Origin of the sequence: Nocardioides xinjiangensis, assembly GCF_017916385.1 — a bacterium.
GTDB lineage: Bacteria > Actinomycetota > Actinomycetes > Propionibacteriales > Nocardioidaceae > Nocardioides > Nocardioides xinjiangensis.
Map to the genome: position 1 here is coordinate 219,116 of NZ_JAFMSW010000001.1, position 22,203 is coordinate 241,318.

Annotated in this window: 20 protein-coding genes and 1 tRNA gene; 19 read left to right on the forward strand and 2 right to left on the reverse strand. The window is 75.7% G+C overall.

The features are described 5' to 3' along the window. Window positions 1-79 precede the first annotated feature (79 nt). From J3P32_RS01070 to J3P32_RS01160, 19 genes are all read left to right on the forward strand, one after another. Window positions 80-1,123 carry a polyprenyl synthetase family protein gene (locus J3P32_RS01070; protein WP_210437913.1) on the forward strand — a complete coding sequence of 348 codons (1,044 nt, stop codon included), beginning with the start codon at window positions 80-82 and terminating at the stop codon, window positions 1,121-1,123. Beyond that, window positions 1,120-2,001, forward strand: coding sequence for a phytoene/squalene synthase family protein (locus tag J3P32_RS01075; protein ID WP_210437915.1), 882 nt, complete (start codon window positions 1,120-1,122; stop codon window positions 1,999-2,001). The genes J3P32_RS01070 and J3P32_RS01075 overlap by 4 nt, the downstream gene beginning before the upstream one ends. Next, window positions 1,998-3,584: a phytoene desaturase family protein gene (gene crtI, locus J3P32_RS01080; RefSeq protein ID WP_210437917.1), complete on the forward strand. Its 1,587-nt coding sequence runs from the start codon at window positions 1,998-2,000 to the stop codon at window positions 3,582-3,584. The genes J3P32_RS01075 and crtI overlap by 4 nt, the downstream gene beginning before the upstream one ends. Continuing rightward, window positions 3,581-3,934: a lycopene cyclase domain-containing protein gene (locus J3P32_RS01085; RefSeq protein ID WP_210437919.1), complete on the forward strand. Its 354-nt coding sequence runs from the start codon at window positions 3,581-3,583 to the stop codon at window positions 3,932-3,934. Before crtI ends, J3P32_RS01085 begins: the two co-directional genes overlap by 4 nt. Next, a complete protein-coding gene (locus J3P32_RS01090) occupies window positions 3,931-4,266 on the forward strand; it encodes a lycopene cyclase domain-containing protein (RefSeq protein WP_210437920.1) in 336 nt (111 codons plus the stop codon). Before J3P32_RS01085 ends, J3P32_RS01090 begins: the two co-directional genes overlap by 4 nt. Further along, the gene (locus J3P32_RS01095) at window positions 4,263-5,639 is read left to right on the forward strand and encodes a cytochrome P450 (RefSeq protein ID WP_210437922.1); all 1,377 of its coding nucleotides are present in this window, start codon (window positions 4,263-4,265) and stop codon (window positions 5,637-5,639) included. The genes J3P32_RS01090 and J3P32_RS01095 overlap by 4 nt, the downstream gene beginning before the upstream one ends. Then, window positions 5,636-6,820, forward strand: coding sequence for a glycosyltransferase family 2 protein (locus J3P32_RS01100; protein WP_210437924.1), 1,185 nt, complete (start codon window positions 5,636-5,638; stop codon window positions 6,818-6,820). The genes J3P32_RS01095 and J3P32_RS01100 overlap by 4 nt, the downstream gene beginning before the upstream one ends. Continuing rightward, complete coding sequence (locus tag J3P32_RS01105; RefSeq protein WP_210437926.1) at window positions 6,820-7,320, forward strand: glycosyl-4,4'-diaponeurosporenoate acyltransferase CrtO family protein; 501 nt, start codon at window positions 6,820-6,822, stop codon at window positions 7,318-7,320. The genes J3P32_RS01100 and J3P32_RS01105 overlap by 1 nt, the downstream gene beginning before the upstream one ends. Further along, the gene (locus J3P32_RS01110; RefSeq protein ID WP_210437928.1) at window positions 7,317-8,285 is read left to right on the forward strand and encodes a phosphatase PAP2 family protein; all 969 of its coding nucleotides are present in this window, start codon (window positions 7,317-7,319) and stop codon (window positions 8,283-8,285) included. Before J3P32_RS01105 ends, J3P32_RS01110 begins: the two co-directional genes overlap by 4 nt. 70 nt (window positions 8,286-8,355) lie before the next feature. After that, window positions 8,356-9,171: a UbiA family prenyltransferase gene (locus tag J3P32_RS01115; RefSeq protein ID WP_210437930.1), complete on the forward strand. Its 816-nt coding sequence runs from the start codon at window positions 8,356-8,358 to the stop codon at window positions 9,169-9,171. Continuing rightward, window positions 9,168-10,418, forward strand: a complete 1,251-nt coding sequence (locus J3P32_RS01120) for a geranylgeranyl reductase family protein (protein WP_210437932.1) — start codon at window positions 9,168-9,170, stop codon at window positions 10,416-10,418. The genes J3P32_RS01115 and J3P32_RS01120 overlap by 4 nt, the downstream gene beginning before the upstream one ends. Continuing rightward, on the forward strand, window positions 10,415-11,473 hold the full coding sequence (locus J3P32_RS01125) for a type III polyketide synthase (RefSeq protein ID WP_210437934.1): 1,059 nt from the start codon (window positions 10,415-10,417) through the stop codon (window positions 11,471-11,473). Before J3P32_RS01120 ends, J3P32_RS01125 begins: the two co-directional genes overlap by 4 nt. After that, window positions 11,470-12,006 carry an isoprenylcysteine carboxyl methyltransferase family protein gene (locus tag J3P32_RS01130; RefSeq protein ID WP_307861529.1) on the forward strand — a complete coding sequence of 179 codons (537 nt, stop codon included), beginning with the start codon at window positions 11,470-11,472 and terminating at the stop codon, window positions 12,004-12,006. Before J3P32_RS01125 ends, J3P32_RS01130 begins: the two co-directional genes overlap by 4 nt. Next, on the forward strand, window positions 11,999-13,033 hold the full coding sequence (locus tag J3P32_RS01135) for an NAD(P)/FAD-dependent oxidoreductase (RefSeq protein WP_210437936.1): 1,035 nt from the start codon (window positions 11,999-12,001) through the stop codon (window positions 13,031-13,033). The genes J3P32_RS01130 and J3P32_RS01135 overlap by 8 nt, the downstream gene beginning before the upstream one ends. Beyond that, window positions 13,030-13,641 (forward strand): isopentenyl-diphosphate Delta-isomerase, encoded by a 612-nt coding sequence (idi, locus tag J3P32_RS01140; RefSeq protein WP_210437938.1) that lies wholly within the window; start codon window positions 13,030-13,032, stop codon window positions 13,639-13,641. Before J3P32_RS01135 ends, idi begins: the two co-directional genes overlap by 4 nt. 111 nt (window positions 13,642-13,752) lie before the next feature. Next, complete coding sequence (locus tag J3P32_RS01145; protein ID WP_210437940.1) at window positions 13,753-15,852, forward strand: SpoIIE family protein phosphatase; 2,100 nt, start codon at window positions 13,753-13,755, stop codon at window positions 15,850-15,852. Between the two features lie 84 nt (window positions 15,853-15,936). Further along, complete coding sequence (locus J3P32_RS01150; RefSeq protein WP_210437948.1) at window positions 15,937-16,602, forward strand: hypothetical protein; 666 nt, start codon at window positions 15,937-15,939, stop codon at window positions 16,600-16,602. Window positions 16,603-16,621: 19 nt separating this feature from the next. Next, a complete protein-coding gene (locus J3P32_RS01155) occupies window positions 16,622-18,202 on the forward strand; it encodes a Y-family DNA polymerase (protein ID WP_210437950.1) in 1,581 nt (526 codons plus the stop codon). A gap of 27 nt (window positions 18,203-18,229) precedes the next feature. Beyond that, window positions 18,230-21,625 carry an error-prone DNA polymerase gene (locus J3P32_RS01160; RefSeq protein ID WP_210437951.1) on the forward strand — a complete coding sequence of 1,132 codons (3,396 nt, stop codon included), beginning with the start codon at window positions 18,230-18,232 and terminating at the stop codon, window positions 21,623-21,625. A gap of 144 nt (window positions 21,626-21,769) precedes the next feature. On the opposite strand, the gene J3P32_RS01165 is transcribed toward J3P32_RS01160, so the two are convergent. After that, window positions 21,770-21,919 carry a hypothetical protein gene (locus J3P32_RS01165; protein WP_210437953.1) on the reverse strand — a complete coding sequence of 50 codons (150 nt, stop codon included), beginning with the start codon at window positions 21,917-21,919 and terminating at the stop codon, window positions 21,770-21,772. Between the two features lie 186 nt (window positions 21,920-22,105). After that, window positions 22,106-22,177, reverse strand: a tRNA-Val gene (locus J3P32_RS01170). Window positions 22,178-22,203 lie beyond the last annotated feature (26 nt).

Genomic DNA, 22,203 nt, shown 5'->3' on the forward strand with positions numbered 1-22,203 from the left:
CGCCTAGATTTGGTTGGAAGTGTTGCATAGGTTCGGTCGCATAGGTTGGGACGACCTGACATGACCTGGGGAGGACCAGATGATCGGGAGCGGGACGGACCTGGCGCTGCAGCGCCTGCTCGACGACGGGCGCAGGCGGGCGGCGGCGACCGACCCGCACCACGCCCTGCTGTGGGAGGCGCTCAGCGCCGCCGCCGAGGGCGGCAAGCGGTTCCGGCCCGCCCTGCTCGTCGCCACGCACGACGCCCTCGGCGGCACGTCGCCGGAGGCCGCCGCGGAGGTCGGCGCGGCCGTCGAGCTGCTGCACACCGCCTTCGTCATCCACGACGACGTCATCGACGGCGACCACGTGCGCCGCGGGCGCCCCAACGTCAGCGGGACGTTCCGCGCGCTGGCGGGCGTGGACGGCGCCGGCCCCCAGGCGGCCGCCGACTACGGACTGACCGCCGCCATCCTGGCCGGCGACCTCGCCCTCACCGCGGCCGTGCGTGCCGTCGCCACCTGCGGGGCCGCCCCCGACGTCGTGGACCGCCTGCTCGACCTCTTCGACGACGCCCTCCACGCGACCGCTGCCGGCGAGCTGGCCGACGTCCGGCTCTCGATGGGCGTGGCCGACGCCTCGCTGGCGCAGAGCCTGGCCATGGAGGCGCAGAAGACCGGCGCCTACTCCTTCTCGCTCCCGCTCCAGGCCGGCGCCCTCCTCGCCGGTGCCGACGCGCGTACGACGGCCCGGCTCGGCGAGGCCGGCCGCGCGATGGGCGTCGCGTTCCAGCTCGCGGACGACCTCATCGGGGTGTTCGGCGATCCGGCGAGCTCGGGCAAGAGCGCGACGAGCGACCTGCGCACCCGCAAGCAGACCCCGCTCGTCGTGCATGCCCGCTCCACCGCCGAGTGGGACCGCATCCGGGGCTACCTCGGGCGCGACCTCGACCCCGCGGAGCTCGGCGAGGTGCGCGAGCTGCTCGTCGCGAGCGGATCGCGGCAGTTCGTCGAGGACCTGGCCGTGCGGCACCTCGCCGAGGCGCGGGCGGTGCTCGAGGCGCTGGGCGTCCCGCACGAGCTGCTCGACCAGGTGGGCGCGGCTCCCCTCGTCCTGGCCGACGGAAGCGGGGCGGCGGCATGACCTTCTTCGTGGGCCGCAGCGCCCCTCGCAGCCTCTACGACGCGGTCTCCGAGGCCAGCTCCGCGATCGTGATCCGGGAGTACTCCAGCTCTTTCGGGCTCGCCTCGCGGCTCCTCGGCGAGCCGGTGCGCACCCAGGTGCGCAACATCTACGCGCTCGTGCGGGTGGCCGACGAGATCGTCGACAACCCCGACCCCACGCTCGACCGGGCGGCCCGCTCGACCATGCTGGAGTGGCTCCAGGACGACGTCCGGCACGCGCTGCGCACGGGCTACAGCGGCAACCTCGTGGTCCACGCGTTCGCGCGCACGGCGCTCGGCGTCGGGATCGAGGACGACGTCGTGGCCCCGTTCTTCGCCTCCATGCGGATGGACCTCGACACCACCGCGCACACCCAGGACAGCTTCGAGCGCTACGTCCACGGTTCCGCCGAGGTCGTCGGGCTGATGTGCCTGCGGGCGTTCCTGGCCGCCCCCGACGCGCGCGGCGGCACCCGCCCGTACGACGAGCTGGCGCCGGGCGCGCAGCGCCTCGGAGCGGCGTTCCAGAAGCTCAACTTCGTCCGCGACCTCGCCGACGATCACGACGTGCTGCGCCGCGACTACTTCCCCGGCCTCGACGTCGACGCGTTCTGCGACGCCGACCGCGACCGGATCCTCGACGACATCGACGCCGACCTGGCTGCCGCGGCCGCCGTCGTCCCCGACCTCCCGCCGAGCAGCAGGCGCGCGGTGCGCGCCGCCCACGCGACGTTCGCGGAGCTCGCCTGCCGGCTGCGCGCGACCCCGGCGCCGGAGATCCGCCGCACGCGCGTGCGCGTGCCCACCCCGGTGAAGCTCCGGCTCGTCGCCGGCGCCCTCCGCGGTGGTGGCTCGTGACCGCCGGTCCCGCCGGCGACGGCGCGTCGCTGCGCGTCGTGGTCGTCGGCGGTGGCATCGCCGGGCTGGCCACCGCGGCGCTCCTGGCGTCGCGTGGGCACAGCGTCGACCTGCTGGAGAAGAACGCCGACCTCGGGGGCCGCGTCGGGAGCGTCGAGCGCGGCGGCTTCCGGTTCGACACCGGCGCCTCGTGGTACCTCATGCCCGAGGTCTTCGACCACTTCTTCGACCTCCTCGGCACCTCGACGGAGGCCGAGCTGGACCTCACCGTGCTCGACCCGAGCTACCGCGTCTTCTTCGAGGGGTACCCCGACCCAGTGGACCTCCGCCCCGACCGGGCGCACAACCGGGCGCTCTTCGAGTCGCTCGAGCCCGGCGCGGGCGACCGCTTCGACGCCTACCTCCGCTCGGCCGACGAGACCTACGACATGGCGCTGCGCCGCTTCCTCTACAGCAGCTTCGACTCCCCCGGCGCCTTCCTGCACCCCGACGTGGTCCGCCGCACCCCGCGCCTGGGACGGTTGCTGACCCGGTCCCTGGAGAGGCACGTCGCCTCGTCCTTCCGCGACCGCCGGCTGCGCCAGGTCCTCGGCTACCCGGCGGTGTTCCTCGGGTCGTCCCCCAGCCGCACGCCGAGCATGTACCACCTGATGAGCCGCCTCGACCTCGGCGACCGCGTGCTCTACCCGCAGGGCGGGTTCACCCGGCTCGTCGAGGTCGTCGCGGCGCTCGCGCAGCGGCACGGCGCCCGCCTGCACACCGGCGCCCGGGTCACGCGCATCTTCACCCGTCCCGGCGCGCGCGGGCGCGCGGAGGTGCAGGGCGTGCAGCACGCCACGGCCGACGGTGGCAGCCGGACCCTCGAGGCCGACGTCGTCGTCGGCGCCGCGGACCTGCACCACCTCGAGACCGCCCTGCTCGACCCCGGGCTGCAGACCCATCCCGCGCCGAGCTGGCGCAACCGCTCGCCCGGCCCGGGTGCGGTGCTGGCGATGCTCGGCGTGGAGGGCAGGCTGCCGGAGCTGGCCCACCACTCCCTGTTCTTCACCTCCGACTGGCGGCAGAACTTCGGCGACATCTTCGGACCCGGCGCCCGCGTCCCCGACCCGGCCTCGATCTACGTGTGCAAGCCGTCCGCGACCGACCCCACGGTGGCTCCCGCCGGGTGCGAGAACCTCTTCGTGCTCGTGCCGGTGCCGGCGGACCCGGGCATCGGGGCCGGCGGCGACGACGGCAACGGCTCGTCCGTGGTGGAGCGCACGGCCGACGCCGCGATCGACCAGATCGCCTCCTGGGCTGGGGTCCCCGACCTCCGCGACCGGGTCCGAGTGCGCCACACGGTGGGGCCGCGCGACTTCGAGGTCCGCTACAACGCCTGGCGGGGCAGTGCCCTGGGGCTGGAGCACACGTTGCGGCAGAGCGCGTTCCTGCGCCCCGGGAACGCCTCCGCCAAGGTCGACGGCCTGCTCTACGCCGGCGCGAGCACCGTGCCGGGCGTGGGCCTCCCGATGTGCCTCATCAGTGCCGAGCTCGTGCTCAAGCGCCTCAGCGGCGACCGCTCGAGCACGCCGGTGCGCGCATGAGCCTCGCGCAGTGGTCGTACGTCGCGATGCTGGCGTTCTGCCTCGTCGGTACCCTTCCCCTCGTGCCCGCGTTCCGCCTGCGCGTGCTGCGGCAGCCGCGGCGCCTGCTGCTGACCATCGCGCTGGCCGGCACGCCGTTCCTGCTGTGGGACCTGTGGGCCACCCACGTCGGCCACTGGTGGTTCGACGAGCGGCAGACGCTGCCGTGGCGGGTCGCCGGCCTCCCCCTGGAGGAGATCGGCTTCTTCGTGGTGATCCCCCTGGTCTCGGTGCTGACGCTCGAGGGGGTCCGTGCCGCCCGGCGGGGCGTGCGGCCCGGGGCTCCGCGGCGCCGCGAGGAGGCCCGGTGACCTACACGTCGATCGCCGTCACCTGCGTGGTGCTCGCGCTGGTGCTCGACCGCTGGGTCGTGCGGACCCGCCTGACGTCGACCCGCGACTGGTGGTCGGCCTACGCCATCATCGTGTTCTTCCAGCTCCTCACCAACGGCTGGCTGACCGGCCGGGGCATCGTGAGCTACTCCGGTGACGCCATCCTCGGGAGCGGGCGCGTGCAGTTCGTGGGCGACGGGCGACTGGTGTTCGCGCCCGTCGAGGACCTCGGCTTCGGCTTCGGCCTGGTGCTGCTCAGCTGCGTGGCCTGGACCCGTCTGGGTCGCCGACGGGACGAGGCGCGCGCATGAGCGTCGTCACCCGGCTCCAGGCGATGCAGCCCACCGACATCGGCGTCCCGGGCCCCACGTCGCTCGACATGGCCCGCGCGTTCCGATCGGTCCGGGCCGACCCGCTGTCGTTCCTCGTCGCGGTGTCGGCGCAGCACGGGGACACCGTCTCCTTCCCCGTGCCGGGGGCGCCGGCGCTGCTGCTCAACGACCCCGCCGACGTCCGGCACGTGCTGCAGGCCTCGGCGCGCACCTGGACCAAGGACACCGTCCAGTACGCCGCCCTCGCCCGGGTCACCGGCCCCGGGCTCCTCGCCTCCGCCGAGCCCGGCTGGATCGAGCACCGCAGGCTCGCCGCCCCGGCCTTCCACCACGAGCGGCTCGGGGCCGTCGGCGATGAGGTGCGCGCCGCGGCACGCACCGCGATCGACGCCCGGCTGGCCGGCCTGCGCGACGGTCCGCACGGCGAGGTGGTGGACGTCGCGTCGCTGACGCACGCCATCGGGCTCGACGCCGTCGGCCGGGCGCTCTTCAGCGCCGACCTCTCCGGGCTCGCCCACGACCTGCTCGAGGCGACGAGCGAGGCCGCCGAGCTCGTGGTGCGGCTGGGTCGCTCGATCCTCCCGACCGCCGCCTGGGCCCCGACCCGGACGAACCTGCGGCTGCGGGCGGCGCGCCGGCGCCTCGACGTCGGAGCGGCCGAGATCATCGCCGAGCGGCGCCGCCGAGCCGGCGCGGCCACCCACGGGGACGACCTCCTCGGCCTGCTGCTGGACAGCGGCATGGCTGACGACGCGATCCGCGACGAGCTGGTGACGATGGTCATCGCAGGGCACGAGACCGTCGCGGCCGCGCTCGCGTGGACGCTCATGCTCCTCGCCGAGCACCCGGCCGACCAGGAGCGGGTGCGCGCGGAGCTCGCCGGGCACCCCGGCCCCGTCCCCCTGGTCGGGCACCGCGAGCGGCTCCCGATGACCCGTGCCGTGGTCGACGAGGGGCTGCGCCTCTACCCGCCAGCGTGGGCCGTCTCGCGACGCGCCGGCGGCGCCGACGTGGTGGCCGGGCGCGAGGTCCCGGCCGGCACCCTGGCCATCGTCAGCCCGTGGCTGGTCCACCGGCGGCCGGACCTGTGGCCCGAGCCCCTGGCGTTCCGTCCCGAGCGGTTCCTCGAGGGCACGGTGCGCTCGGGCTACCTTCCCTTCGGCCAGGGTCCCCGGCTGTGCATCGGCCGCGACTTCGCGCTGGGCGAGATGGTGCTCGTGTTGGCCGAGCTCCTGCGCGAGCACCGCCTCGAGGTGCCGGCCGGATGGTCGCGGCCGCTCCCGCAGGCCCAGGTCGCGGTGCACCCGCGCGGCGGGATGCCGCTCCTCGTCCGGCGAGCGGCCCGCGCATGACGCCCGTCGACGTCGTCGTCGCCCTGCTCCTGCTCGCCGCGGCGGCCGGAGCGCACCGCTTGGTCGCCGACCTGCGCACGCTGCCGCCGCCCCCGTCCCTCGCGCCGTCCCTCGCCCCGTTCCTCGCCAAGCCCCTCCCGACGGTGTCGGTCGTCGTGCCGGCGCGCGACGAGGAGGGCACCCTCCCCCACCTGCTGGGCTCGCTGCGCGAGCAGACCGTCCCGCCCGCCGAGGTGGTCGTCGTCGACGACGCCTCGGCCGACGACACGGCCGGCGTGGCGCGGGCCGCCGGCGCGCGGGTCGTGCCCGCCGGGACACCGCCGGAAGGATGGACGGGCAAGGCGTGGGCCTGCCACGTCGGCGCGGGCGCCACCCGGGGGGAGCTCCTGCTGTTCCTCGACGCCGACACCGTCCTGGCACCCGACGCGCTGGCCGCCCTGGTCGCTGCCCGGGCGGAGCGGGGCGGGCTCGTGTCCGTGCAGCCGCACCACGTCGTCGTACGCGCCTACGAGCAGCTGTCGGCGTACTTCAACGTCGTCGCGGTGATGGCCAGCTCGGCGTTCACCCGCCGCCCCGCGACCGTACCCATGGCCTTCGGGCCGTGCCTGCTGACGTCGCGCGGCGACCTCGAGCGTGCTGGCGGCCACGAGGGAGTGCGCGGAGAGATCCTCGACGACGCAGCGCTGGCCGCCGCGTACTTCCGCGCCGGGCTGCCCGTCTGGTGCGCCGTCGGCGGGACCAGCCTGCGGATGCGGAGCTACCCGGGCGGGATCGGACAGCTCGCCGCGGGGTGGACGAAGAACATCGCCTCGGGTGCGTCGTCGGCGGCGCCCGGCGCGACGCTGGCGACCGTCGCGTGGGTCAGCGCCCACCACGCCGTCGCGGTCGGCGCGATCGTGTCCCTCGTGGCCGTCACGACCGGTGCCGGCGGCGCCCTGGTCGCGGGCAGCCCGCTGCTCTGGGCGCTGGCCTACCTCGGCACCGCACTGCACCTGCGCTGGCTGCTCCGGCGCGTCGGCACGTTCCGCTGGTGGGCGTGGCTGCTCTTCCCGCTGCCGCTGCTGGCCTTCGACCTCATCTTCGCCAGGTCGGCGGCCCTCACCGCCGTGCGCCGGGCCGTGCCGTGGCGCGGCAGGGAGGTGGACCTCGCCCGCGGCGGGTCCGCCGGGAGGGCGGCCTGATGCTGCGACTCGTGCTGCCCCAGACGGTGACCGTCGTGGTCGACGTGGTCGCCTGGGGTGTCTTCCACGCCGCCACCGGGTACGCCGCGCACCGCCTCGGGGAGCACCGGCTCGCCCGGGACGGCTGGGGCCTGCGTGAGCGGCGCTTCGAGCAGGGCGGCCGCTGGTACCGGCGCCGTCTGGGGATCCACCGCTGGAAGGACCGGCTCCCCGAGGCCGGGGCCCTGTTCGCCGGCGGCATCAGCAAGCGCGAGCTGCCCGCGCGCGACGTCGACGGCCTGCGGGTGTTCGTGCGCGAGACCCGGCGCGCGGAGCTGACGCACTGGTGGGCGATGTGGTGCGGCCCGCTGTTCGTGCTCTGGAACCCGCCGCTCGCGGCGACGCTGCTCGTCGCCTACGGGGTGCTCGTGAACATGCCGTTCATCCTCGTCCAGCGCTACAACCGCTTCCGCACGCAGGCGCTGATCAGCCGGCTCGAGCAGCGCCGGGGCACCGCATGACCGGGCGACCGACGGACCGGAGCGGCGAGGGACGCACCCTCGTCGACCGCGTGCCCGCGGCCGGCCCGCACGAGGACGAGCCGCAGCAAAGCCACGACTCCTCGCGGCACGGCCCCGTCGCGCAGCTCCTCATCGCGTGGTCGCCGCTGAGCGCCATCCTCGTCGCCTACTGGGTCGCGCAGTGGATCACCGCCCCGCTCGGCACCGGCGACGGCGCCGACACCAACCGCATCGGCGCCCGGCTCCACGTCCTCGGCCCGGCACGCGGGGACGAGGCACTCCTCGGCACGGTCCCGAGCGTCTGGCTCCAGGAGCGGCTCGTCGACGGGTCCACCCACTGGTGGGACGCGGTCGCCGCGGTCGTGTACATCACCCACTTCGTGACCATCCCGCTGATCACGGCGGTGGTGTGGTTCCGCCTGCGTGAGCGCTTCGGGGAGTGGCTCACCGCCGTGCTCACCATGTCGCTGCTCGGCATCGCGACCTACCTGGTCTACCCGGCCGCCCCGCCGTGGCTGGCCTCCGACCGCGGCGACATCGGCACCGTGGACCGGATTTCCCACGTCGGCTGGGAGCACCTGGGACTCGACGCGGTGGCCCGGCTGGTGGAGCTGGGACAGTCGGGCAGCAACCCGGTGGCCGCCATGCCGTCGCTCCACGCCGGAGCCGCCCTCCTCGCGGCGCTGTTCCTGTGGCGGTCGGTCCGGTGGGTCGGGCGCGCCCTGCTCGCGGCGTACGCGCTCGCCATGGCGGCGACCCTCGTCCACACCGGCGAGCACTACGTCGTCGACGTGCTGGCCGGCTGGCTGGTCGCGTCGCTGGGCGCGCTGGCGGCGCACGGCGTCCGGCGACGCCGCGACCGGTGCGCATGGACGTCCGTGGCCCGGGTACCTCCGGGCGACAGGACGGCCCGGCCGTCGGGAGCACGCCCGCCGGGTGGGCGCCGGATCGGGGAGGCGTCGTGACGGCGAAGACCACTCGAGGGACGCACCCGGGGACCGGCCGGAACCGACGGAGGTCGCCGTGACTGCCGGCGTGGCGCCTGACCGGGTGCCGGACGCCTCCGCGCTGCGCGGCGTCGTCGTCGCCGCGCACCCCGGGCCGGCCCTCGCGGTCACCGTCCTGGTCGGGCTGCTGGTGCTCGCGCAGGGGCTGGCCGCCGGCCGCGGGATCCTCGTGGTGGCCGCCGTGCTGGCCGGGCAGCTCTCGATCGGCTGGAGCAACGACCTCGTCGACCGGGCCCGCGACCGCACGGCAGGCCGGACCGACAAGCCGCTGGCGACCGGGGCCGCGTCGGTCACCGCCGTGCGGGTCGCCTGCCTGGGCGCCGTGGCGGCGTGCATCCCGCTGTCGGTCGCGCTCGGCCCCCGCGCCGGACTGCTGCACCTGGTGTGCACGGCGTCGGGCTGGGCCTACAACCTCGGCCTCAAGGCCACCGTCTGGTCGTGGGTGCCCTACGCGGTCACCTTCGGCGGGCTGACGGCTGTCGTGACCCTCGCCGACGGCGAGGCGCCGCCGTGGTGGTGGCCCGTCGCCGCCGCGCTCCTCGGGGTGGGCGCCCACCTGCTGAACGTCCTGCCCGACCTCGACGACGACGCCGCCACCGGCGTGCGCGGCCTGCCCCACCGGCTGAGCCGCGGTCGCATCGCGCCGGTCGCCGCCGCGGTGCTCGTCGCGGCGTCCGGGGTCGCGCTGGTGGGCGCCGCTCCCCCGATCCCGGTCGCGGTGGGGGTCGGCGTCGTCGTCCTGGCGCTGGGCGCGGTCGTCGTCAGGAGCCGCGGCCGGACGCCGTTCGTGGCGGCCGTGGCGGTCGCGCTCGTTGACGCCCTGCTGCTGGTGGTCGCGCGATGACCGGGGGCGAGCGGCCCGAAGTGCCGCGGGAGCACTGGGACGTCGTGGTCGTGGGGGCCGGCCCCGCCGGCTCGTCGGCCGCGCTCGGTGCCCTCGCCGAGGATCCCTCCCTGCGGGTGCTGCTCCTGGACCGCGCCGACTTCCCGCGGGACAAGTCGTGCGGCGACGGCATCGCCCCCCAGGTGCTCGACGCGCTCGCGGAGGTCGGTGCCGCGGACGTCGTCGACGGCTGGCGGCCGCTGCGCGACCTGGAGCTCTCGCGTGGCGACGTCACGGTCTCTGGTCCCATGCGGCGGGAGGTCCACGTGGTGCCGCGCCGCGTCCTCGACGCCCGGCTGGTCGAGCACGCCGTCGCCGCCGGTGCCGTCCTGCGCCGGCACCGGGTCTCCTCGCTGTCGACCGGACCCGGCGCGCCGCTCGTGTCCGGCGAGATCGGCGCGGAGGTCGTCGTGGGCGCCGACGGTGCGCACTCCCTGGTCCGCAGCGTGCTGCTCGGCGGGCGCCGGCAGCCGCGGGCCATCGCCATCCGCGGCTACGCCCCGACCCCGCCGGAGGTGGCCGGGCGGCAGGTGATCCGCTACGGCCACCGCGGCCAGCCGTCGTACGCCTGGGCCTTCGACCGCGGCGACGGGCTGGCCAACGTCGGCTACGGCGAGCTGCTCCCGGGCGGGGGCGCCGGCTCGGCAGCGCCCAGCCGGCGGCTGCTGCTCGACGAGCTCGAGCGGCTGGTGCCGGGCGCGGCGGCCACCGGCACGGACTGGCGCGGGCACCACCTGCCGCTGAGCACGTGGCGGTGGGACCAGCCCGACGGAGCCGTGCTCCTGGCCGGCGACGCGGCCGGGCTCGTCAACCCGATGACCGGCGAGGGCATCTACTACGCCGTCGCGACGGGCATCACCGCGGGGCGCCACGCCGCGCGCGCGGTGGCGGCCGGCGACCCGGCGGGCGCGGGTGCGCGCCACCGCCGTGCCGTCCGCGGCATGCTCGGTGCCCACCTGCGGCACACGTGGGCCGCGTCGCGCCTCTCCCGCTCGCCCCGCGTGGTGGACGCCGGGATCCGGGCCGCCGGGCGTGACCGCCACGTGTTCGACACCCTCGTCGAGCTGGGCCTCGGCGACGGCCGCATCGACGCCCGACTGGCCCGAGGGCTGGTCGGCGGCCTGCTGCGACCGACCGACCCACGCTTCGGGCGACCTGCTCCCGACCGACCTGCTCCCGACCCCCAGACCCCGAGGTGGCTGACATGAGGATCCTCTCCGTGCGGGGCGCGCTGCCCGCGCACTCCCACTCGCAGGCGGAGATCACCGAGGCGTTCTCCGAGGTGGTCGGCACGCAGGGCGGCGTCGACCGGGCGCTGCTGCGCCGGTTCCACGCCAACGCGGGCGTCGAGCGACGTCACACGGTGCTCCCCCTCGAGGAGTACGCCGACCTCGGCGACTTCGGCCACGCCAACGACCGGTTCATCGAGCACGCCGTCGAGCTGGGCTCGCGAGCCCTCGAGGACGCCCTCAAGGCCGCCGACCTCACGCCGTCCGACGTCGACCTGGTGGTCACCGCCACCGTCACGGGGCTGGCGGTGCCCTCCCTCGACGCCCGCATCGCCGGGCAGGTCGGGCTGCGCGAGGACGTGCGCCGCATGCCGCTCGTCGGCCTCGGCTGCGTCGCGGGGGCCGCAGGCATCGCCCGCGTCCACGACTACCTGCTGGGCCACCCGGGGCACACGGCGGTCCTCGTGGCGGTGGAGCTGTGCTCGCTGACCGTGCAGCGCGACGACGTCTCGGTGCCGAACCTCGTCGCCAGCGGGCTCTTCGGCGACGGCGCGGCCGCCGTCGTGGCGGTCGGGGACTCCGTCCGCCCGGGGCCGGTGGAGGTGCTCGACTCCCGCAGCCGGCTCTACCCCCACAGCGAGCGCACGATGGGGTTCGACGTGACGGGCAACGGGCTGCGCATCGTGCTCGACGCCGAGGTCCCCACCCTCGTGGGGCGCTACCTCCGCGGCGACGTGGACGCCTTCCTGGCCGACCACGCGCTCACCCGCGCGGACATCGACTGGTGGGTGTGCCACCCGGGCGGACCCAAGGTCATCGAGGCGCTGGAGGAGGCGCTGGAGGTGCCCCGGGACGCCGTGCAGCTCACGTGGGACTCGCTGGCCCGGGTCGGCAACCTCTCGTCGGTCTCGGTGCTGCACGTCCTCGAGGACACGATGCGCGACCGCCCGCCGGCACCCGGCACCCGCGGCGTGCTCATGGCCATGGGCCCGGGGTTCTGCTCGGAGCTCGTGCTGCTGCGGGCGGCGTCGTGACCGGTCTGGTCGCCTTCACCGTCCTCGTCGCCCTCGTCGGGCTCGAGCGCGTCGCCGAGCTGGTCGTCTCCACGCGCAACGCCGCCTGGAGCCGCGAGCGGGGCGGCGTGGAGTCCGGGCTCGGGCACTTTCCCTTCATGGTCGTGCTCCACACCGGCCTGCTCGTCGGTGCGCTGGTCGAGGCCTGGGTCCGCCGTCCGGACGTGCCCCCGCTGCTCGCCTGGTCGATGCTCGCGCTGGTCGTCGCCTCGCAGGCCCTGCGGTGGTGGTGCATCGCCACCCTCGGGCGACGCTGGAACACCCGCGTCATCGTCGTGCCCGGGCTGGCCCCCGTCCGTTCCGGGCCGTACCGGCTGATGCGCCACCCCAACTACGTCGCCGTGGTCGTCGAGGGCGTCGCCCTGCCCCTCGTGCACGCCGCCTGGGTCACCGCGCTCGTCTTCACCGTGCTCAACGCCGTCCTGCTCGCCGTCCGCATCCGCGTCGAGGACGCCGCCCTCTCCACCCTGCCCTCGGGAGCCGGCGGTGCGTGACCTCGTCGTGGCCGGCGGCGGCCCGGTCGGGATGGCGGCGGCGCTGCACGCCCACCGGGCGGGCCTGTCCGTCGTGGTGCGCGAGCCACGCACCGGGCCCATCGACAAGGCGTGCGGCGAGGGGCTCATGCCCGGGGCCGTCGCCGAGCTGGCCCGGATCGGCGTGCACCCCCGCGGCCGGCACCTCGCCGGCATCCACTACCTCGACGGTACGGGGGCCGGGGCCACCGCGCGCTTCACCGCCGGTCCGGGCAGGGGCGTGCGCCGCACCGTCCTGCACGACGCCCTCGCCCAGCGGCTCGCCGAGGCGGGCATCGCCGTCGAGGCCCGCGCGGTCACCGACGTCGGCGACGCCGGCGACCACCTCCTCGTCGACGGCGAGCCGGTCCGCCACCTCATCGCCGCCGACGGGCTGCACTCCCCTGTGCGCCGCCTCGTGGGGCTCGACGGGCCGCCCGCGACCCGGCGGCGGTTCGGCCAGCGCTGCCACGTCCGGCAGGCGCCCTGGACCGAGCTGGTCGAGGTGCACTGGTCGCACCGCGCCGAGGCCTACGTCACGCCGGTCGACGACGACCTCGTCGGCGTGGCCGTGCTGGGTGAGGCCGGCTCGCGGTTCGACGACCTGCTCGACGACTTCCCGCGCCTGCGCGAGCGCCTCACCGGCGCCCGGACCCGGGTGCTCGGCGCCGGCCCGCTCCGCCAGCGGGCGCGCGCCCGGTCGGCCGGACGCGTGCTGCTGGTCGGCGACGCCGGCGGCTACGTCGACGCGCTCACCGGGGAGGGCATCGCCCTCGGCCTCGCGCAGGCGCGCGCGGCCGTCGCCTGCCTCGCCGCCGGCCGGCCCGACCACTACGAGGCGCAGGCGCGCCGCCTGGTGCGGCGGCACGAGCTGCTCACCCTCGCGCTGCTGCGCGCGACCGCGCACCCGCCGGTGCGCCGCGGCCTGGTGCCGGCGGCCACCCGGCTGCCCTGGCTCTTCTCCGCCGCCGTCAACCAGCTCGCCCGACCCGTGGGGAGGCCCGCATGACCGACACCCAGCCCGACACCCGTGAGTTCGTGGTGCTGCTCGACGAGGAGGGACGCGCCGTCGGCACCGCCGACAAGGCCACGGTCCACCACGCCGACACCCCGCTGCACCTGGCGTTCTCGTGCTACCTGTTCGACGGCGAGGGCCGGGTCCTCGTCACGCGGCGGGCGACCGACAAGGCGACGTTCCCCGGGGTGTGGACCAACAGCTGCTGCGGCCACCCCGGGCCCGGCGAGGCGCTCGACGAGGCCGTACGGCGACGGGTGCGGCAGGAGCTCGGCACCACCGTCACCGACCTCCGGCTGGTGCTGCCGCGGTTCCGCTACCGGGCCGAGCAGGCAGGGGTGGTGGAGAACGAGATCTGTCCCGTCTACGTGGGCACCGCCGAGGGTCCCGTCACCGCGGACCCGACGGAGGTGGGCGCCGCCGGCTGGGAGTCCTGGAGCGACTTCCGCGCCGCCGTGCTCGACGGGAGCAGGGAGGTGTCGGTGTGGTGCCGCGCCCAGGTGGAGCAGCTGCCCGCGGACCCGCTCGCGGCGGCCGCTGCTCCCGAGGCCGACCTGCCGCCGGCCGCCCGGCCGCCGTCGGCGGGCGGCGCCGACGACTGAGCAGGGCGGGTTGCGCCGTTCGCCTGCCTGCGTGCGGACTGGTGTGACAGGCTGGGCACCGGCACCTCCATGACCCGGGCTGCCCCGACCGCCCGCTGGAGGACGACCCACGTGACCGACGACGCTGCGTCGCGACCCCGGGACCGCCAGCCCCTCGACGCCGAGAGCGACCGGGTGGCGTGGCGGCTGGCCGTCGACGCGGCCGGCGTCGGCGCCTTCGTGTGGGACCTCGTGAGCGGGCAGCTGCGGTGGGACGGCCGGCTGCTCGAGCTGTTCGGACTGGACGAGGACACCTTCGGCGGGACCATCGAGGCCTTCAACCAGTGCGTCCACCCCGACGACCTGCCCCGCGTGAGCGCGGCGCTCGAGCGCGCCGTGTCGACCTGCGGCGACTACGACGCCGAGTACCGCGTCGTGCTCCCCGACGGCGGCGTGCGCTGGATCGAGGCTCGCGGACGCGCCCTGTGCGACCAGCCGGGCGGACCTGCAGCGCGGCTGGTGGGGGCGGCGTACGACACCACCGACGTCCGCGAGGGCGAGGCGCGGATCGCCCGGGTGCTGGAGTCGATGTCGTCCGCGTTCTTCCAGCTCGACCACGCCTGGCGCTTCACCTACGTCAACTCCGAGGCGGAGCGGCTGCTGGGGGCGACCAGGGTGCACCTGGTCGGCCGGAGCATCTGGGAGGCCTTCCCCGCCGCCGTGGGGAGCCCGTTCGAGCGGCACTACCGCGGCGCCGCCGACTCCGGCTCGCCGGTGTCGTTCGAGGCCTACTACCCCCCGCCGCTCGACGCCTGGTACGAGGTCCGCGCCTGGCCCTCGCCGGAGGGGCTCGCGGTCTACTTCGTCGACATCAGCGCGCGACGCGCCGCCCAGGACGCCCTCGACCGCTCCGCGCACCGGCTGGCCCTGCTGGCGTCGGTCTCCGAGGCCCTGACGGCGACGCTCGACCCCGTCGAGGGCGTCAGCCGCCTGGCCACCCACCTCGTCCCCGAGCTCGCCGACTGGTGCCTGGTCACCCTGGTCGAGGACCCGAACGCCGCCGACTGGCGTCGGGCGCTGCGCGACGTCGGCTGGGCGCACGCCGATCCCGACCTCGAGCCGGTGCTGCGCGAGTACGCGTCCCTGCGGCTCACGGCAATGACCGACGAGTCCTATCTCGCGCTCACCATCCGCGAGATGACGCCGGTGCTGATGGAGACCCACGCCGCGGAGCAGGTCGCCGCCGTGCTCGTGCCGGGACCGGCTCGCGACCGGCTGCGGCTGCTCGACCCGGCGTCGGCCGCCGTCGTGCCGCTGCGCGCCCGGGGCCGCACGGTCGGCGTCGTCAGCGTCTTCCGCGGGCCGGGCAGGCCAGCGTTCGGCGACGACGACGTGGTCCTCCTGCAGGACATCGGGTCCCGGGCCGCCCTCGCCCTGGACAACGCCCGCCTCTACGCCGGGCAGCGGGACGTGTCCGAGGCGTTGCAGCGCAGCATGCTCACCGAGCCGCCGCCGGCGGAGGACCTGGAGATCGCCACCCGCTACGCCCCTGCCGGGGACGTCGCCAGGATCGGCGGCGACTGGTACGACGCGTTCCTGCAGCCGGGCGACCCCGCCACCTCGCCCGACGTCGTCGTGGTGGTCGGCGACGTGGTCGGGCACGACGTGGAGGCGGCCGCCGCCATGGGACAGGTCCGCGGCCTGCTGCGCGGTGTGGCGGTGCACAGCGGCGACGCCCCCGCGGCGATCCTGTCCGGGGTCGACACCGTCATGGACTCGCTGCAGCTCGGCACGACCGCCACCGCCGTGGTGGCGCGGCTCGAGCGCGACGCAGGATTGGCCGCCCAGCACGAGCCGGGCGTGTCCGTGCGCTGGGCCCACGCCGGGCACCCGCCGGCGCTCCTGCTCACGCCCGACGGGGCCGTGACCCTCCTCGCCGAGGTCGACGACAACGACCTCCTGCTCGGCTTCGACCCCGACGTCGCCCGCGCGGAGCAGGTGCGGCGCCTCGAGCCTGGGGCGACGCTGGTGTTCTACACCGACGGGCTCGTCGAGCGCCGGGACCGCGACATCGACGCAGGGGTGGAGGCGCTAGCCGACCTCCTGCGGATGCTGGCCGCCACGACCGAGGACATCGAGACCCTCTGCGACCGGCTGCTCGAGGGCATGATCGAGGACCGTCCCGAGGACGACGTGGCGCTGCTGGTCGTGCGGTGGTCGCCCGGCGGGTGAGCCGGCCGCCCGGTGAGGGCTGGGACCGTCGTACGATTCCGGTGCCCGCTTGACTCGTTCGAACACCTGTTCGATCATGGACCGGTGTCCACCAGCCGCTCCGTCGCCGCGCTCGACCAGCGCCGCGACATCGTGGAGCAGCTGCGCCAGCGGGTCGCCGCCATGGAGCACAAGCCGGCGGGCCAGCCCGTCCCGACGCTGCCGGGGCTGGCCGGCCTGGTGCCGCTGCACGCCGGGGCGACCTACTCGGTGGACTCCGCCTCGCTCGCCCTGGCTCTCGCGGCGGGCGCGTCCCAGGCCGGCGAGTGGGTGGGGTTCGCCGGCTGCCCCGACTTCGGGGCGGAGGCCGCCGCCGAGCTGGGCGTCGAGCTCTCGCGCACCGTGCTGGTGCCCGACCCGGGTGAGCACTGGCTGGAGGTGACCGCCGCGTTGGTCGACGTGCTGCGGGTGGTGGTCCTGCGGCCTCCGGCGTCCGTGGACGAGAGGGCAGCGGGCATCCTCGACTCGCGGCTGCGCACCCGCTCGGCCGTGCTCGTGGTCCACGGCCAGTGGCCCCGCGTGGAGGCGCGGGTGAGCGTCGAGGAGACCGGCTGGACGGGGCCGGGGTCCGGCACCGGTCAGCTGGAGGAGCGTCGGGCGCGCGTCGTCGTGCGCCGGGGGGCGCGCCCGCCCGAGCGCGCCGACCTGTCGTGGCCCGGCGTGCACCGCCTCGACCGGCAGGTGCGCGAGATCCGCCGGGTCTCGGGATGACGGGTCCGGTGCGGCTCACATGCGCGTGATGGTCGTGTGGTGCCCCGACTGGTCGGTGGTCGCCGCACTCGACGAGGCCAAGCGGTCGCCCCGCTCCCCCGCGGCCGTGCTGTCGGCCAACGTGGTGGAGGTGTGCAACGGCCCGGCGCGCGCCGAGGGCGTACGACGCGGACAGCGCCGTCGCGACGCGCAGTCCCGGTGTCCCGAGCTGGTCCTCCTGCCCGCGAACCCCGACCGCGACGCCCGGGCGTTCGAGCCGGTGCTCGCCGTCGTGGAGGACCTGCGTCCCGGCGTCGCGGCCCTGCGACCCGGCCTGCTCGCCGTCCGCGCCCCCGGGAGCTGGTACGGCACCGAGACCGACGCCGCCGCCACCGTGTGCCAGGCCCTGGTCGAGAGTGGCGTGTGGGACGTGCGCATCGGCATCGCCGACGACCTGTTCACCGCCGAGCGCGCCGCCCGCACGGCCGAGGTGCAGGAGTGGGCGGTCGTCCCGGAGGGTGGCTCGGCGACGTTCCTGCGCGGCCTGCCCGTGCACGTGCTGCAGGACGACGGGCCGCGGGGGCGCGAGCTGGTCAGCCTGCTGCAGCGACTCGGACTGCGCACGCTGGGCGACCTCGCCGACCTCCCGGGCGACGCCGTCGAGCACCGGCTCGGCACCTACGGGGCCGAGGTCAGGCGCCGGGCGCGGGGCGAGGACCGCACGCTGTTCTCCGCCCGCACGCCCCCGCCCGAGCTCGACGCCGAGGTCGTGTTCGAGCCACCCCTCGACTTGGTCGAGGCCATCACCTTCAGCGTCCGCACGACCGCCGAGCGGCTCGTGTCCCAGCTGGCGCACCACCAGCTCGTCGCGACGGGGGTGCGCGTCGAGGCGGAGTCCGACGGCGTCGTCTGCTCGTCCCGCACCTGGCTGCACCCGCGCCACTTCGGCGCGCGAGACCTCGTCGACCGGGTGCACTGGCAGCTGCAGTCGGCCGGATCCACCAGCGGAGCCGGCGGCGGGCTGCGCTCGCGCAAGCAGACCGGCACGGTGCGTGCCCCCGTCGACCGGGTGCGGTTCGTGCCGGAGGTGGTCGAGCCGGCCGCGGCCCACGGCGAGGCGCTGTGGGGCGCGGCCTCCGACGACCTCGTCGAGCGCGGGGTGGCGCGGGTGCAGGGCATGGTGGGCTTCGACGCCGTCCGCCGACCGGTGCTGCAGGGCGGTCGCAGCCCCGGGGCGCGCCAGGCGCTCGTGCCGTGGGGCGAGCGGGCCGTCGACCTGCGTCCGGTCGACCGGCCGTGGCCCGGGCGGGTGCCGGGTCCGGCGCCGGTGCGGGTGTTCGCCTCACCTCCGGCCGCCGAGGTGGTCGACGACGCGGGGCGCGAGGTGCGCGTCACCGACCGCGGCGTCGTCACGGGCGAGCCCCGGCGCTTCCGCGTGGGAGGCGGGGTCCTGCCGTGGCAGCCCGTGACCGCCTGGGCCGGTCCGTGGCCCACCGACGAGGGGTGGTGGTCGGGTGGGTCCGGCCCGACGGCCCGGTTCCAGATGGTCGGCGCCGACGGTCGCGCCTGGCTGCTGGTGAGCGCGCCGGACGGCTGGTGCCTGGAGGCCGGCTATGACTGACCGCGACACCTCGTCCGGGGTGCGCTGATGGCCTGGAACAACCCCGCCATGCGCTGGAAGGAGCTCGAGCGTCGGCTGAGCGGCCTGCCGGGCGCCGACGACGCTCCCGTGTCGCGGCGCAAGCGCGCCGCCACCACCGCGCGCACCATCGAGCGCCCCGGCGCCGTCACGCCCTACGCCGAGCTGCACTGCCACAGCCACTTCAGCTTCCTCGACGGGGCCAGCTCCCCGGCCGAGCTCGTCGAGGAGGCCGTACGACTCGGCCTGCACGCCCTCGCGGTCACCGACCACGACGGGTTCTACGGCGCTCCGATGCTGGCGGAGGCGGCCGCGGCCTACGACCTCCCCACCGTCTTCGGCGCCGAGCTGTCCCTGGGGCTCACCGGTCCCCAGAACGGCGTACCCGACCCCGAGGGCAGCCACCTGCTGGTCCTGGCCCGGGGCGTGGAGGGCTACCACCGCCTCGCCGCCGCCATGACCGACGCCCACCTGAGGGGCGACGAGAAGGGGCGCCCGGTCTACGACCTCGACGAGCTCGGTGAGCGCGGGCGGGGCCACTGGGTCGTGCTGACGGGCTGTCGCAAGGGCGCGGTGCGCCAGGCGCTGGCGACGGGGGGCGAGGCCGCGGCCGCGGAGGCCCTCGACCGGCTCACGGCGCTGTTCGGGCTCGAGCACGTCCTCGTGGAGCTGTCGCCCCGCCCGGGCGCCGACGCGACCAACGCCGCCCTCGCGCGACTCGCCGGCGTCCACGGCCTCGACGTCGTCGCGGCCGGCAACGTCCACCACGCCACCCCCGAGCGGCACCGGCTCGCCTCGGCCATGGCGGCCGTGCGGGCCCGGCGCAGCCTGGCCGAGCTCGACGGCTGGCTCGACCTGTCGGGCTCGGCCCACCTGCGCAGCGGCGCGGAGGTCGCCGCGGCGCTCGCGGCGTACCCCGCGGCCGTGGCCCGCAGCGTCTCGCTGGCCGACGACCTCGCCTTCGACCTGCGCAAGGCCTCCCCCGCGCTGCCCAAGCGGCAGATCCCCGAGGGGCACACCGCGGACTCGTGGTTGCGGGTGCTCGCCGAGCGCGGGTTCGCCGAGCGCTACGCCGGCGTCCCCCACGAGGCCGAGGCGCGCGAACGGCTCGAGCACGAGCTGCGCATCATCGGCGAGAAGGACTTCGCAGGCTACTTCGTCATCGTGCACGACATCGTCGCCTTCGCGCGGGAGCGACGCATCCTCTGCCAGGGGCGCGGCTCGGCGGCCAGCTCAGCGGTCTGCTACGCGCTCGGCATCACCGCGGTCGACGCCGTGTTCTACCGCTTGCCGTTCGAGCGGTTCATCTCCGCGCACCGTGACGAGGAGCCCGACATCGACGTCGACTTCGACTCCGACCGCCGCGAGGAGGTCATCCAGTGGGTCTACGACACCTACGGGCGCCGCAACGCCGCGCAGGTGGCCAACGTGATCGCCTACCGGCCCCGGATGGCGGTGCGTGACGCCGCCAAGGCGCTGGGGCACTCCCCCGGCCAGCAGGACGCCTGGTCCAAGCAGATCGACGGGTGGAAGGCCGTGGTGGCCGGCGACATGGGCGACCCCACCGCGCACGACGTGCCGGCACCGGTCGTCGCGCTGGCCGAGGAGCTGATGGGTGCGCCGCGGCACCTCGGCATCCACTCCGGCGGGATGGTCCTGACCGAGCGGCCCATCGGGGAGGTGTGCCCCATCGAGCGCGCGCGCATGGACCGGCGGACGGTGCTCCAGTGGGACAAGGACGCCTGCGAGACGATGGGGCTGGTCAAGTTCGACCTGCTGGGCCTGGGCATGCTCGGCGCGCTCGACCACATGATGCGCCTCGTCGAGGACCACCTCGGCGAGCGGTGGGACCTCGCCACGATGCCCAAGGAGGAGCCCGCCGTCTACGACATGCTGTGCCGTGCCGACTCGATCGGCGTGTTTCAGGTGGAGAGCCGGGCCCAGATCGGCACCCTGCCGCGGCTGCGGCCGCGCGAGTTCTACGACCTCGCGATCGAGATCGCGCTGATCCGGCCCGGCCCCATCCAGGGCGGTGCCGTGCACCCCTACGTCCGCCGGGCCACGGGGCAGGAGGCCATCACCTACGACCACCCCGAGCTGGTGCCGGTGCTCGAGCGCACCAAGGGCGTCCCGCTCTTCCAGGAGCAGCTCATGGCGATGGCGGTCACCCTCGGTGACTGCAGCCGCGACGACGCCGACCTGCTGCGCCGCGCCATGGGCTCCAAGCGCGGGGTCGAGCGCATCGAGTCGGTGAAGCAGAAGCTCTACGCCGGCATGCAGCGCCGCGGCATCACCGGCGAGCTGGCCGACTCGATCTACGTCAAGATCCTCTCGTTCGCCAACTTCGGGTTCGCAGAGTCGCACGCCCTGTCCTTCGCGCTGCTGGTCTACGCCTCGTCCTGGTTCAAGCTGCACTACCCCGCCGCGTTCCTGGCCGGCCTGCTGCGCAACCAGCCCATGGGCTTCTACTCCCCGCAGTCGCTGGTGGGCGACGCCCGGCGCCACGGCGTGGACGTACGCCGCCCCGACGTGACCCGCTCGGCGGCCCAGGCCGACCTCGAGCCCGTCGTCCCCGGCCCGGTCGCCGCCACGGGGCTCGAGGAGTGCTGCCGGCCCCGCTTCACCCGCACCGAGTGGGTGCCCGGCACCCCCGACCCGGTCCCCGCGCACCGGCGCGACGGGGCGCTCGCCGTCCGGCTCGGGCTCGACTCGGTGCGCGGCATCGGGCTCGACGTGGCCCGCCGGATCGTGGCAGCTCGTGACGAGGCGCCGTTCACCGGCGTGACCGACCTGTCGCGCCGGGCGGACCTGACGCCCGCCCAGCTGGAGGCGCTGGCCACCGCCGGGGCGTTCCAGCCCTGGGGGCTCGAGCGCCGCGAGGCGCTGTGGGCGGCCGGGTTCGCCGAGAGCGCCGAGCACCTCCCCGGCACCACGCCGGCACCGGCGGCGCCGACCCTGCCCGGCATGAGCGAGCCGGAGATCACCCTCGCCGACCTCTGGGCCACGGGGGTCTCGCCCGACGCGCACCCGGTGGAGCACCTGCGTGACGACCTCCGCCGCGCCGGGGTGCGCTCGGTCGCGGAGCTCGCGGACACCGAGGCCGGCCGGCGCGTCCACGTCGCCGGGCTCGTGACCCACCGCCAGCGGCCGGGGACCGCGATGGGCGTCACCTTCCTCAACCTCGAGGACGAGACCGGGATGCTCAACGTCGTGTGCTCGGTCGGCGTCATGCGGGCGCACCGGCAGGCGGCCCGCAACCGCGTCGCGGTGGTGGTGCGCGGACGTCTCGAGCGCAACGAGGGCGTCACCAACCTCGTCGCCGACCGGGTCGAGGGCATCGACGTCGTCGTCCCGGGCGCCGGCGACGTCCTGCAGGCCCGGGCGTCGTCGCGCGACTTCCGCTGACCGGCCCGCACCCGCCGTCTGCCCGCGCGCCCGCCCGTGCCCGCCGTCGCGGGTAACGCCACCGAAGGAGCACTCCCGCCCCCACTGGTGGGGGCGGGAGTGCTTAGGTCGGGGCGTTACCCGTCGAGGGGCGGCGGCTCGGGCTCAGGTGTTGTAGCGCAGGACCGAGACGACGATGAAGATCAGCGCGATCAGCGCGATCAGGCCCACGACCGCGAGCACCGGGGTCACCTTGGGCCGCGGACCGGGCGCGTTGAGGGGCTGGTTGGTGGTCGGGCGCTCTCGATCGTCCATGCCGTGCGGTACCCCGGCGCCCGGCGCAGCATGCCGCCCGAGCCCCTCGACGAGCCGCATCGCCGGGGGCGTAGCCCGCCGTCGCCTGCGTCGTTGTGCCGGTATGGAACGGCTGCTCGGTCCCGGTGGGCGGTACTGCGCGAACAGCAGAGCCGCGCTACGGATAGCGCGGCTCCGGGGTCTCGGTGGGCGATACTGGGTTCGAACCAGTGACCTCTTCGGTGTGAACGAAGCGCGCTACCACTGCGCCAATCGCCCGGGACGCGGGAACGATATCCCATGCC